A 12,741-nucleotide genomic window follows, 5' to 3' on the forward strand; every position below is an offset into this window, starting at 1 on the left:
AAATGCTTATGAACATGTGGCGTAGAGACGCCGGATGGCGCTGCGCTTATCCGGCCTACAAGACGGGGTAGGCCCGGTAAACATCACGTCACCGGGCAATATGCATTAATGCCAGCAAAAATGGTGTACTACCTGGGTAATCAATTCCCGGGTTGGCTTAATAAAACGCGTTTCGAGATATTCATCCGGCTGATGCGCCTGATTAATTGAGCCCGGACCAAGCACCAGCGTTGGGCATAATGTCTGCATAAACGGCGCTTCAGTACAGTAGTTCACCACGTCGGTTTTCGTTCCCAACAGTTTTTCTACTACTTCAACCAGTTGGTGGTCCGGTGGACACTCATAACCTGGAATCGGCGGATGTAATTCCGCCACCGTCAGGCGGCCCGGCCAGCGTTCGCTTACCGGGGCCAGCGCGTCGTTAAGCAGTCCATTAAGGTCGTTTAACGTCATGCCCGGCAGTGGACGAATATCCATATGCAATTCGCAGCAGGCGCAGATACGGTTTGAGGCATCGCCGCCGTGAATATGGCCCAGATTCAGCGTTGGATACGGAACGGTAAACGCCTCGTAGTGATACCGCGCTTTCAGCGAGTCACGCAGTTGCATGATATGGCCAATCGCATCGTGCATCAGTTCAATGGCGTTAACCCCACGCGCCGGGTCGCTGGAATGACCGGACTGCCCCAGGACGCGAACGACATTAGAGATATGCCCTTTGTGCGCGCGTATCGGTTGCAACGACGTCGGTTCGCCAATGATCGCGCAGTCCGGACGTAATGCCGTGGTTTCGGAAAAATAACGCGCCCCCGCCATGCTGGTCTCTTCATCGGCGGTCGCCAGAATGTAGAGCGGCTTTTTCAACTTTGTGACGTCAACGTCACGTAGCGCGTCCAGAATAAAAGCGAAGAAGCCTTTCATATCCGCAGTGCCCAGACCATAGAGCTTATTGTCGTGCTCGGTCAGCGTGAACGGGTCGCGCGTCCAGCGTCCGTCATCAAAGGGAACTGTGTCGGTATGGCCGGTCAGCAGCAAACCGCCCGCGCCATGTCCGGTGCTGGCGAGCATATTAAATTTGTTTCGCGTTCCTGGAACCGGTTGAACCTCTACGTTGAAACCAAGATCGCTGAACCAGCCTGCAAGCAAAGTGATTAAAGACGCATTACTTTGATCCAGGGATTCTTCGGTTGCGCTTATCGACGGTGTGGCAATCAAAGCGCGGTAAATCTCGATAAATGGCGGTAAAACGTTTTTCATTGTTGACACACCTCAGGTCATGATAGTATCAATATTCATGCATTAATTATGAATAAAAATACATTAACGTTGAGCATAAAGGAACCCGATGTTGAATACGCTGATTGTAGGCGCTAGCGGTTATGCGGGCGCAGAGCTTGTAAGCTACGTAAATCGCCACCCACATATGACCATAACCGCTTTGACCGTCTCAGCGCAAAGCAATGATGCAGGAAAGTTAATTTCTGATTTACATCCGCAGTTAAAAGGGATTGTCGACCTGCCATTGCAACCGATGTCGGATGTACGTGATTTTAGTGCAGATGTTGATGTGGTGTTCCTGGCGACAGCGCATGAAGTGAGCCACGATCTGGCGCCGCAATTTTTACAGGCCGGATGCGTCGTATTCGATCTTTCCGGCGCGTTTCGGGTAAACGATCGCGCCTTCTATGAAAAGTACTACGGATTTACTCATCAATATCCTGAGCTGCTGGAGCAGGCGGTGTACGGTCTGGCGGAGTGGAATGCCGATAAACTGAACACGGCGAATCTGATTGCGGTTCCTGGTTGCTATCCAACCGCAGCGCAGTTGTCGCTAAAACCGCTGATTGACGGCGGGCTTCTCGATCTGACGCAGTGGCCGGTAATTAATGCCACCAGCGGGGTGAGCGGCGCGGGGCGCAAGGCGGCAATATCGAACAGTTTCTGTGAAGTGAGTTTGCAACCGTATGGCGTGTTTACGCATCGTCATCAGCCGGAAATCGCTGCCCATCTGGGCGCGGAGGTCATCTTCACCCCGCATCTGGGGAATTTCCCGCGCGGGATTCTGGAAACCATTACCTGCCGCCTGAAAGCGGGAGTAACCCATGCGCAGGTCGCCGACGTGTTGCAAAAAGCCTATGGCGACAAACCGCTGGTGCGCCTGTATGACAAAGGCGTTCCGGCGTTAAAGAACGTCGTCGGGCTGCCGTTCTGCGATATTGGTTTTGCCGTCCAGGGCGAACATCTGATTGTGGTGGCAGCCGAAGACAACTTGTTGAAAGGCGCAGCGGCGCAGGCAGTACAGTGCGCTAATATTCGTTTTGGCTTCGCTGAAACGCAGTCTCTTATTTAAGGGTGAAATGATGAATCCATTAATTATCAAGCTGGGTGGCGTATTACTGGATAGCGAAGAGGCTCTGGAACGTCTTTTTACCGCGCTGGTCAACTATCGTGAGTCCCATCAGCGTCCGCTGGTGATTGTTCATGGCGGCGGTTGCGTGGTGGATGAGCTGATGAAAGGGCTGAATTTGCCCGTGAAAAAGAAAGACGGCCTGCGCGTGACGCCTGCCGATCAGATTGGCATCATTACCGGCGCGCTGGCGGGAACCGCTAACAAAACTCTGCTGGCCTGGGCGAAGAAACACCATATCGCCTCTGTTGGTCTGTTTCTGGGCGATGGCGACAGCGTAAACGTGACCCAACTCGATGAAGCGTTAGGCCACGTCGGGCTGGCGCAGCCGGGGTCGCCGAAGCTGATTAACATGCTGCTGGAAAACGGCTTTCTGCCGGTGGTCAGCTCCATTGGCGTAACAGACGACGGCCAACTGATGAACGTCAACGCCGATCAGGCGGCAACCGCGCTGGCGGCGACGCTGGGGGCCGATCTGATCCTGCTTTCTGACGTGAGCGGTATTCTGGACGGCAAAGGCCAGCGTATCGCCGAAATGACGGCGTCCAAAGCCGAGCAGCTTATCGACCAGGGCATTATTACCGACGGGATGATTGTGAAAGTGAATGCGGCTCTCGATGCTGCGCGGGCGCTGGGTCGCCCGGTGGATATCGCTTCCTGGCGTCATGCGGAGCAACTGCCGGCGCTGTTTAACGGTACGCCGATTGGCACGCGTATTCTGGCTTAACTATTTGTTCGCCCGATGGCGGCTGCGCCTTATCGGTCCTGCGTGAACAGAAATTATAGGCCGGATAAGCGTAGCGCCATCCGGCAGTGAAATTCGAAGAATTTAAGGAAGTCTATTATGGCACTTTGGGGTGGGCGTTTTACACAGGCGGCAGACCAGCGGTTTAAACAATTCAATGATTCGTTGCGCTTCGATTACCGTCTGGCGGAGCAGGATATTGTCGGTTCTGTGGCCTGGTCCAAAGCATTGGTCACGGTAGGCGTACTGACTGCCGATGAGCAACGACAGTTGGAAGAAGCGCTGAACGTGCTGCTGGAAGAGGTTCGCGCGAATCCGCAGCAAATCCTGCAAAGCGATGCGGAAGATATCCATAGCTGGGTGGAAGGTAAGCTCATCGACAAAGTGGGTCAGTTGGGTAAAAAGCTGCACACCGGGCGCAGCCGTAACGATCAGGTGGCGACGGACCTGAAACTGTGGTGCAAAGAGACGGTGAGGGAACTGCTTACCGCTAACCGCCAGCTACAGAGCGCGCTGGTGGAAACCGCGCAGGCGAACCAGGACGCGGTAATGCCGGGATATACCCATCTGCAACGCGCGCAGCCAGTGACTTTCGCCCACTGGTGTCTCGCGTATGTCGAAATGCTGGCGCGCGATGAAAGCCGCCTGCAGGACACGCTTAAACGTCTGGACGTGAGTCCGCTAGGTTGCGGCGCGTTGGCGGGAACGGCCTATGAGATTGACCGTGAACAATTGGCAGGCTGGCTGGGCTTTACGTCTGCGACCCGCAACAGCCTGGACAGCGTGTCCGATCGTGACCACGTACTGGAACTGCTTTCTGATGCGGCTATCGGCATGGTGCATCTGTCACGCTTCGCGGAAGATCTGATTTTCTTTAATTCTGGTGAAGCGGGCTTTGTAGAGCTTTCTGACCGCGTGACTTCCGGTTCATCGTTAATGCCGCAGAAGAAAAACCCGGACGCGCTGGAGCTGATTCGCGGTAAGTGCGGTCGCGTACAAGGGGCGTTAACCGGCATGATGATGACTTTAAAAGGTCTGCCGCTGGCGTATAACAAAGATATGCAGGAAGACAAAGAAGGGCTGTTCGATGCGCTCGATACCTGGCTTGACTGCCTGCATATGGCGGCGTTGGTGCTGGACGGTATTCAGGTGAAACGCCCACGTTGTCAGGACGCGGCGCAACAGGGGTATGCCAACGCCACGGAGCTGGCGGATTACCTGGTCGCGAAAGGCGTGCCGTTCCGCGAAGCGCACCATATTGTCGGCGAAGCGGTGGTAGAAGCCATTCGCCAGGGTAAGCCGCTGGAAGCGTTGCCGCTGGCCGATTTACAGAAATTCAGCCGCGTGATTGGCGACGATGTGTATCCGATATTGTCTTTGCAGTCGTGTCTGGATAAACGGGCGGCAAAAGGCGGCGTTTCTCCGCAGCAGGTGGCGCAGGCCATCGACGATGCGAAGGCGCGCCTCGCGTTGTAAGCCTTATAAGCGTAGCGCCATCAGGTAATACTGCCCGGCCGAGCATCAGCGACGCCGGGCTTTTTTACGCAAAAAAAAAGCGGACCAGAGGTCCGCAAAAGTTCACGTTGGCTTTAGTTATTTCGGGTTCGAGAGATACCCTCTAAACGGGCGGTGTCTTCAAGGGTTAAACGAGAAACCGCTCCGTTCTGTGATGTATTATTAATCAGAAAGGTTGATAGGGATAATCGTTCGTTGCTATGCTACCTATCGCCATGAACTATCGTGGCGACGGAGGATGAATAATGAATATTCGTGATCTTGAATATCTGGTGGCGTTAGCCGAACATCGCCATTTCCGGCGAGCGGCGGACTCCTGTCACGTCAGCCAGCCAACCCTTAGTGGGCAAATACGTAAGCTGGAAGATGAGCTGGGCGTTATGCTGCTGGAGCGTACGAGCCGTAAAGTGCTGTTTACCCAGGCGGGCTTACTGCTGGTGGATCAGGCGCGTACCGTACTGCGTGAGGTCAAGGTGCTCAAGGAGATGGCAAGCCAACAAGGCGAGACGATGTCCGGCCCGCTGCATATTGGTTTAATCCCAACAATTGGTCCCTATTTGCTGCCGCTTATCATTCCAATGTTGCACCAGACTTTCCCGAAGCTGGAAATGTATCTGCATGAGGCGCAAACGCATCAGTTGTTAGCGCAACTCGATAGCGGCAAGCTTGACTGCGCTATTCTGGCGCTGGTGAAAGAGAGCGAGGCGTTTATCGAAGTGCCGCTGTTTGATGAGCCCATGATGCTGGCTATTTATGAGGATCATCCGTGGGCGAATCGCGATCGCGTGCCGATGTCCGATCTGGCGGGCGAGAAATTGCTGATGCTGGAAGATGGCCACTGTCTGCGCGATCAGGCGATGGGGTTCTGTTTTGAAGCGGGAGCGGATGAAGATACCCATTTCCGGGCGACCAGTCTGGAAACGCTGCGTAACATGGTGGCGGCGGGCAGTGGTATTACACTACTCCCCGCGCTGGCCGTACCGCAGGAGCGTAAGCGCGACGGCGTGGTTTATCTGCCATGCATTAAGCCGGAGCCGCGTCGTACCGTGGGGCTGGTTTATCGCCCGGGATCGCCGCTGCGTAGCCGTTATGAGCAACTGGCAGAGGCCATCCGTGGCGCAATGGATGGCCATTTCGACAAGGCGTTAAAACAGGCGGTTTAAGCCGTTCAACGCCGCAACCCGATAAGCTTCCGCCATGGTTGGGTAGTTAAAGGTGGTGTTAACGAAGTATTCAATGGTGTTACCGCCACCTTTCTGCTCCATGATTGCCTGGCCGATATGAATAATTTCGGCGGCGCGTTCGCCAAAGCAGTGAATCCCCAGAATTTCTTTGGTTTCGCGGTGGAAGAGAATTTTTAGCGTGCCGACGTTCATGCCGACGATTTGCGCTCGCGCCAGATGCTTAAACTGCGCGCGGCCCACTTCGTAAGGCACTTTCATTGCCGTTAACTGCTGCTCGGTTTTGCCGACAGAACTGATTTCCGGAATGGTATAAATCCCGGTGGGGATATCTTCGATAAGATGCGCGGTCGCTTCGCCTTTCACCAGCGCCTGCGCTGCAATACGCCCCTGATCGTAGGCGGCGGAGGCCAGACTGGGATAGCCAATCACGTCGCCCACCGCATAGACGTGCGGCAGGGCGGTCTGGTACATACTGTTGACTTTGAGCTGTCCACGGCTGTCTGTTTCCAGACCAATATTCTCCAGCGCCAGCGAATCGGTGTTACCGGTACGGCCATTAGCATAAAGCAGGCAGTCAGCCTTCAGTTTTTTGCCGGATTTCAGGTGCATGATGACGCCATCATCGCAGCCTTCGATTTTCTCATACTCTTCATTGTGGCGAATAACCACGCCGCTATTCCAGAAATGGTAAGAGAGAGAGTCGGACATCTCCTGATCGAGAAAGGCCAGCAGGCGATCGCGGGTGTTGATCAGATCCACTTTCACATCCATACCGCGGAAGATGGACGCATATTCGCAGCCGATAACGCCAGCGCCGTAAATAATAACGTGGCGCGGTTCATGGTGGAGACTCAGGATTGAGTCGCTGTCATAAATGCGCGGATGCGAGAAATCCACATCACTGGGATGGTAAGGACGCGAACCACAGGCAATAACAAATTTTTCTGCCGTCAGGGTTTCAACCGTGCCGTCATGGCATTCCAGCGCCAGGGTATGTTCGTCAATAAAATGGGCGTTGCCCTGCAATATTTCACAGTGGTTACGCTCATAAAACCCCTGACGCATACGCGTTTGTTGATTAATCACGTTATCGGCATGATTAAGGATGTCGGCGAAAGAAGAACGAAGGAGACGGGAGTGGTCGCTATAGAGCGGGTTTTGATTAAATTCAATAATACGGCTGACGGCGTGGCGAAGGGCTTTGGATGGGATGGTGCCCCAGTGGGTACATCCGCCGCCAACGTTATGATAACGCTCAATCACCGCGACGCGTGCTCCTTGCTTAACCAGACCCATTGCAGCGCCTTCACCGCCGGGGCCTGACCCTATGACGACTGCATCATAATCCCAGGAATGTGGCATGGTATTACTCACCTGTTTTTATACATAAAATAAACACGATGATAACATTTGCCCAGCTTTAACCCAATTATCGTTGTGCTTTTTTGCGAAGCCGGAGCACAAACTGTCTGTAAACAATCATTCACAATCCAGTGTGAACCCGTTACTTTTATTCTCTGGTATAGTGCCGAATAAGGCATATGGAAGGATTCAGACATTGTGATGGGTGTTAGAGCGCAACAAAAAGAAAAAACCCGGCGTTCGCTGGTGGAAGCCGCATTCAGCCAACTGAGCGCTGAGCGGAGTTTTGCCAGCCTGAGTTTGCGTGAGGTGGCGCGTGAAGCGGGCATTGCGCCAACGTCGTTTTACCGTCATTTTCGCGATGTCGATGAACTCGGTCTGACGATGGTGGATGAAAGCGGTCTGATGCTGCGTCAGTTGATGCGTCAGGCGCGACAGCGCATCGCGAAAGGCGGCAGCGTCATTCGCACGTCGGTCTCCACATTTATGGAGTTTATCGGCAACAACCCCAACGCCTTCCGTCTGTTGTTGCGCGAGCGTTCCGGCACTTCAGCGGCGTTTCGTGCCGCCGTCGCGCGGGAGATTCAGCATTTTATTGCGGAACTTGCCGACTATCTGGAACTCGAAAACCATATGCCGCGCGCGTTTACTGAAGCCCAGGCCGAAGCGATGGTGACTATTGTCTTTAGCGCGGGCGCAGAGGCGTTGGACATCGGCGCTGAACAGCGTCGGCAATTAGAAGAGCGGCTGGTATTGCAACTGCGCATGATTGCGAAAGGGGCGTATTACTGGTATCGCCGTGAGCAAGAGAAAATAGCACATCATTCCGAATAACGTGAAGGACGAGTAATGAAACAGTCAGGTCAAGATAAAGGTACGCTGTTGCTGGCGCTCATCGCTGGCTTATCGATTAACGGCACATTCGCGGCGCTGTTTAGCGCTATTGTGCCGTTCTCCGTATTCCCGGTTATCTCGCTGGTGCTGACGGTATATTGCCTGCATCAGCGCTACCAAAATCGTACTATGCCGGTAGGTTTGCCGGGGTTGGCCGCCGCCTGTTTCATTCTTGGCGTTTTACTGTATAGCACCGTGGTGCGTGCAGAATATCCGGATATTGGCTCTAATTTCTTCCCGGCGGTGCTGTCGGTGATTCTGGTATTCTGGATTGGCTTTAAACTGCGTAACCGCAAGGAGGACACCGCGGAATAGTGTGCGAATGCCGGATGGCGGTATAACCGGCCATCCGACGTACATTTTACCTTGCGGTGAGTAATACCCCGCATTCCATATGATGTGTATACGGGAACTGATCGAATAGCGCCAGGCGAGACACCGTGTGCGTCTGGCTTAACGTTTCCAGGTTTTTGCACAACGTTTCCGGATTGCAGGAAATGTACAGAATACGTGGATAAGCCTGCACCATTTTTTCCGTTTCGCTGTCCAGACCGCTGCGCGGCGGATCGACAAAAATGGTTTCGCACTGATAGCCCTTCAGGTCGATCCCCTGCAGGCGGTTAAACTCACGAACGCCATTCATCGCCTGGGTAAACTCTTCCGCCGCCATGCGAATAATTTGCACATTATCAATATGATTAGCGGCAATATTGTACTGTGCGGCAGCGACGGACGGTTTGGCGATTTCGGTTGCCAGCACGCGGTTAAAATTGCGCGCCAGCGCTAAAGAAAAATTGCCGTTGCCGCAATACAACTCAAGCAGATCGCCTTTTGAGTCTTTCGTCACCTCCAGCGCCCACTCTAACATCTGAATATTCATGGCGGCGTTTGGCTGCGTAAAGCTGTTTTCGACCTGGCGGTAGATCATCTCTTTACCTGCCACAGGCAGACGCTCATCAATATAATCCTGATCCAATTCGATTTTAGTTTTAGTGGCCCGGCCAATCAGGTGTACGTTCAGACCTTGCGCGCGTAAAGCATCGCGTAACGCAGTGGCGGCTTCACGCCACTCTTCGTCCAGCTTCTTATGGTACAGCAACGACACTACCGCCTGGTTGCTCAAGGTCGTGAGATAATCAATCTGGAACAGCTTATGCCGCAGTGCATGATTATCGCGCACGCCGGCAATCATCGCCTTCATTAAGGTATTAATCAGTTGGCTGGCCGCCGGGAAGGTGTCAACGCGAATCCGGCTTTTGGTCTGCTGATCAAACATAATGTGGTACAGGTCATCGCCGTCATGCCACAGGCGAAATTCCGCACGCATACGATAGTGACTGACCGGCGAGCGAAATACTTCCGGAACCAGGTCAGAAAACGGCGCCATCATACTCTGCAAGCGCGCCACTTTTTCGGCTAGCTGCGCCTCATACTGTTCTGTCGGAAGATGTTCGGGGGTCATATCGCATCCTGAATAATAAAAGTACGCGGGGATTGTAGGGATTGCTCAGTGGATGTCCAGCTATTGATGATTTCTGATTTGTGATGCGCGGTCTGGACAGGGTGTTGTGACAGACGGTAGCATCCGTGGGCCGGTCCTGTGAGTTAATAGGGAATCCAGTGAAAATCTGGAGCTGACGCGCAGCGGTAAGGAAAGGTGAGATGAGAGCGTAAGCAGACACTGCCTCCGGCGGGAAGTCATCATTTCTGCTATCCAGCCAACGGATAACCCTCCAAGCCCGAAGACCTGCCGGCTAACGTCGCATCTGGTTTTTCATCATCGCGTACTATCGATGAAGCCTGCGGCATCCTTCTTATATTGTGGATGCTTTACAATGATTAAAAAAGCTACGCTGCTGACGGCGTTCTCCGTCACGGCCTTTTCCGCTTGGGCGCAGGACACTAGCCCGGATACCCTGGTTGTCACCGCCAACCGTTTTCAGCAGCCGCGCAGCGCGGTTCTGGCGCCCGTTACCATCGTGACGCGTCAGGATATTGAACGCTGGCAATCGACCTCCGTAAATGATGTTCTGCGCCGTTTGCCTGGCGTCGATATTGCGCAGAGCGGCGGCGCCGGACAAAACTCCTCCATTTTCATTCGCGGCACCAACTCCAGCCATGTACTGGTATTGATTGACGGCGTGCGTCTGAATTTAGCAGGCGTGAGCGGGTCCGCCGATCTCAGCCAGTTCCCGGTGTCGCTGGTACAGCGCATTGAATATATTCGCGGTCCGCGCTCCGCTATTTATGGTTCCGATGCTATCGGCGGCGTAGTGAATATCATTACGACGCGCGATAACCCAGGCACAGAATTAACCGCTGGATGGGGAAGCAATAGCTACCAGAATTACGACATCTCGACGCAACAGCAACTTGGCGAAAACACGCGGGCGACGTTGATCGGCGATTACGAATACACCAAAGGGTTTGACGTGGTAGCGAAAGGCGGTACCGGGATGCAGGCGCAGCCTGACCGGGACGGCTTTTTGAGTAAAACGCTTTATGGCGCGTTAGAGCATACCTTTTCTGATCGCTGGAGCGGATTCGTGCGTGGTTATGGCTACGATAACCGTACCGATTACGACGCCTATTACTCGCCGGGCTCGCCGCTGATTGATACACGCAAACTTTATAGCCAAAGCTGGGACGCCGGGCTGCGCTTTAATGGCGAACGTATTCAGTCTCAGCTGGTTTCAAGCTATAGCCACAGTAAAGATTACAACTATGATCCGCACTATGGCCGGTATGATACCTCCGCCACGCTGGATGAGATGAAACAGTACAATGTTCAATGGACCAACAGTGTGGTCGTGGGGCACGGTAATGTTGGGGCGGGCGTAGACTGGCAGAAACAGACTACCACGCCAGGTACCGGCTATGTGCCCGAGGGATATGACCAGCGTAATACCGGGGTTTACCTGACAGGATTACAACAGTTGGGTGACTTCACTCTGGAAGCGGCGGCGCGCAGTGATGACAACTCCCAGTTTGGTCGTCATGGTACATGGCAAACCAGCGCGGGATGGGAGTTTATAGAAGGTTATCGCTTTATTGCCTCCTACGGAACCTCCTACAAAGCGCCTAATTTGGGCCAACTGTATGGTTATTACGGTAATCCGAACCTGAATCCTGAAAAGAGTAAACAGTGGGAAGGCGCATTTGAAGGGCTAACCGCTGGCGTCAGCTGGCGTATTTCAGGTTATCGTAACGATATTAATGACATGATCGATTATGACGATCATCTGCAAAAATATTACAACGAAGGTAAGGCGCGCATTAAAGGTATTGAGGCGACGGCGAATTTCGATACCGGACCGTTAACGCATACGGTCAGTTATGATTACGTTGATGCGCGTAATGCGATTACCGATACGCCATTACCCCGGCGTTCCAAACAGATGGCAAAATATCAACTTGACTGGGACGTTTACGATTTTGACTGGGGGGTGACATATCAATACCTTGGTTCCCGATATGATTCGGACTACTCCGCTTACCCATACCGGACAGTAAAAATGGGCGGCGTCAGTTTATGGGATCTTACGGTTGCATATCCGGTCACCTCACATCTGACAGTTCGTGGTAAAATAGCCAACCTGTTCGACAAAGATTACGAGACAGTTTATGGCTACCAAACTGCAGGACGAGAATACACCTTGTCTGGCAGCTACACCTTCTGAACCACGTCCCACCGTGCTGGTATTTGATTCCGGCGTCGGTGGATTGTCGGTCTATGATGAGATTCGGCGGCTCCTGCCGGATCTCCACTATATATATGCTTTCGATAACGTGGCTTTCCCCTACGGGGAAAAGAGTGAAACGTTTATCGTCGAGCGCGTTGTCGAGATTGTGACTGCGGTACAGCAGCGCTATCCCCTTTCACTGGCGGTGATTGCCTGTAATACCGCCAGTACGGTCTCACTTCCCGCATTACGTGAAAAGTTTGCCTTCCCGGTGGTGGGCGTTGTGCCTGCGATTAAACCAGCGGCGCGGCTGACCGCCAATGGCGTCGTCGGGCTACTGGCGACGAGAGCCACGGTCAAACGTCCTTATACTCACGAGCTGATTGCGCGCTTCGCTAATGAATGTCAGATAGCGATGTTGGGGTCGGCAGAACTGGTGGAACTGGCGGAAGCTAAACTACATGGCGACTCGGTATCGCTGGAAGAGCTGCGCCGCATATTACGCCCATGGCTACGAATGCCGGAGCCGCCTGACACGGTCGTTCTGGGGTGTACGCATTTCCCTCTATTACGGGACGAGCTTTTGCAAGTCCTGCCCGAAGGGACGCGGTTAGTGGATTCCGGCGCGGCGATAGCGCGTCGTACAGCCTGGCTGTTGGAACATGAAGCGCCGGATGCGAAATCAACCGATGCCAATATTGCTTATTGCATGGCAATGACGCCAGGAGCTGAACAATTATTACCCGTTTTACAGCGTTATGGCTTTGAAACGCTCGAAAAACTGCCGGTTTAATGGCGTTTTGGGTAAATACCAGGCACTTGAGAAATTATTTTAAATTTCCTCTTGTCAGGCAGAAATAACTCCCTATAATGCGCCACCACTGACACGGAACAACGGCACACAGGCCGCCGGGTCAGCGGGGTTCAGACCAGAACCTCACGGAGAAAAGC

11 protein-coding genes and 1 riboswitch are annotated in these 12,741 nt (G+C 53.5%); of the genes, 8 read left to right on the forward strand and 3 right to left on the reverse strand.

What is annotated here, in order from left to right; genetic code table 11:
- Nucleotides 1–105 precede the first annotated feature (105 nt).
- Complete coding sequence (gene argE / locus ACH0VJ_RS21975) at nucleotides 106–1,257, reverse strand: acetylornithine deacetylase (protein ID WP_000800208.1); 1,152 nt, start codon at nucleotides 1,255–1,257, stop codon at nucleotides 106–108.
- 88 nt (nucleotides 1,258–1,345) lie between these two features.
- Here argE and argC point away from each other — a divergent pair, with 88 nt between their 5' ends.
- From argC to oxyR, 4 genes are all read left to right on the forward strand, one after another.
- Complete coding sequence (gene argC / locus ACH0VJ_RS21980; protein ID WP_000935331.1) at nucleotides 1,346–2,350, forward strand: N-acetyl-gamma-glutamyl-phosphate reductase; 1,005 nt, start codon at nucleotides 1,346–1,348, stop codon at nucleotides 2,348–2,350.
- A 7-nt stretch (nucleotides 2,351–2,357) separates the two neighbouring features.
- Nucleotides 2,358–3,134, forward strand: coding sequence for an acetylglutamate kinase (gene argB, locus ACH0VJ_RS21985; protein ID WP_001575262.1), 777 nt, complete (start codon nucleotides 2,358–2,360; stop codon nucleotides 3,132–3,134).
- 117 nt (nucleotides 3,135–3,251) lie between these two features.
- A complete protein-coding gene (gene argH, locus ACH0VJ_RS21990; protein WP_001230052.1) occupies nucleotides 3,252–4,628 on the forward strand; it encodes an argininosuccinate lyase in 1,377 nt (458 codons plus the stop codon).
- A gap of 284 nt (nucleotides 4,629–4,912) precedes the next feature.
- Nucleotides 4,913–5,830, forward strand: a complete 918-nt coding sequence (gene oxyR, locus ACH0VJ_RS21995) for a DNA-binding transcriptional regulator OxyR (protein ID WP_001025919.1) — start codon at nucleotides 4,913–4,915, stop codon at nucleotides 5,828–5,830.
- On the opposite strand, the gene sthA is transcribed toward oxyR, so the two are convergent.
- A complete protein-coding gene (gene sthA, locus ACH0VJ_RS22000; RefSeq protein ID WP_001120791.1) occupies nucleotides 5,813–7,213 on the reverse strand; it encodes a Si-specific NAD(P)(+) transhydrogenase in 1,401 nt (466 codons plus the stop codon). The two genes, oxyR and sthA, sit on opposite strands and share 18 nt — an antisense overlap.
- A gap of 198 nt (nucleotides 7,214–7,411) precedes the next feature.
- Here sthA and fabR point away from each other — a divergent pair, with 198 nt between their 5' ends.
- Together fabR and ACH0VJ_RS22010 are read left to right on the forward strand one after the other, a co-directional pair.
- Nucleotides 7,412–8,047 (forward strand): HTH-type transcriptional repressor FabR, encoded by a 636-nt coding sequence (gene fabR, locus ACH0VJ_RS22005; protein ID WP_000971958.1) that lies wholly within the window; start codon nucleotides 7,412–7,414, stop codon nucleotides 8,045–8,047.
- Between the two features lie 15 nt (nucleotides 8,048–8,062).
- Nucleotides 8,063–8,422, forward strand: a complete 360-nt coding sequence (locus ACH0VJ_RS22010) for a YijD family membrane protein (RefSeq protein WP_000813837.1) — start codon at nucleotides 8,063–8,065, stop codon at nucleotides 8,420–8,422.
- Nucleotides 8,423–8,468: 46 nt separating this feature from the next.
- Here ACH0VJ_RS22010 and trmA read toward each other — a convergent pair whose 3' ends face one another.
- Nucleotides 8,469–9,569 carry a tRNA (uridine(54)-C5)-methyltransferase TrmA gene (gene trmA / locus ACH0VJ_RS22015; protein WP_000186967.1) on the reverse strand — a complete coding sequence of 367 codons (1,101 nt, stop codon included), beginning with the start codon at nucleotides 9,567–9,569 and terminating at the stop codon, nucleotides 8,469–8,471.
- A 114-nt stretch (nucleotides 9,570–9,683) separates the two neighbouring features.
- A riboswitch (cobalamin riboswitch) is annotated at nucleotides 9,684–9,877 on the forward strand.
- 65 nt (nucleotides 9,878–9,942) lie between these two features.
- Between trmA and btuB the strand changes: the two genes are divergently transcribed.
- Nucleotides 9,943–11,787: a TonB-dependent vitamin B12 receptor BtuB gene (gene btuB, locus ACH0VJ_RS22020; protein ID WP_000591403.1), complete on the forward strand. Its 1,845-nt coding sequence runs from the start codon at nucleotides 9,943–9,945 to the stop codon at nucleotides 11,785–11,787.
- Nucleotides 11,732–12,583, forward strand: a complete 852-nt coding sequence (murI, locus tag ACH0VJ_RS22025; protein WP_000201805.1) for a glutamate racemase — start codon at nucleotides 11,732–11,734, stop codon at nucleotides 12,581–12,583. Before btuB ends, murI begins: the two co-directional genes overlap by 56 nt.
- The last annotated feature ends 158 nt before the right edge of the window (nucleotides 12,584–12,741 follow it).

Origin of the sequence: Salmonella sp. 2020_1459 (genome assembly GCF_043847915.1) — a bacterium.
GTDB lineage: Bacteria > Pseudomonadota > Gammaproteobacteria > Enterobacterales > Enterobacteriaceae > Salmonella > Salmonella enterica.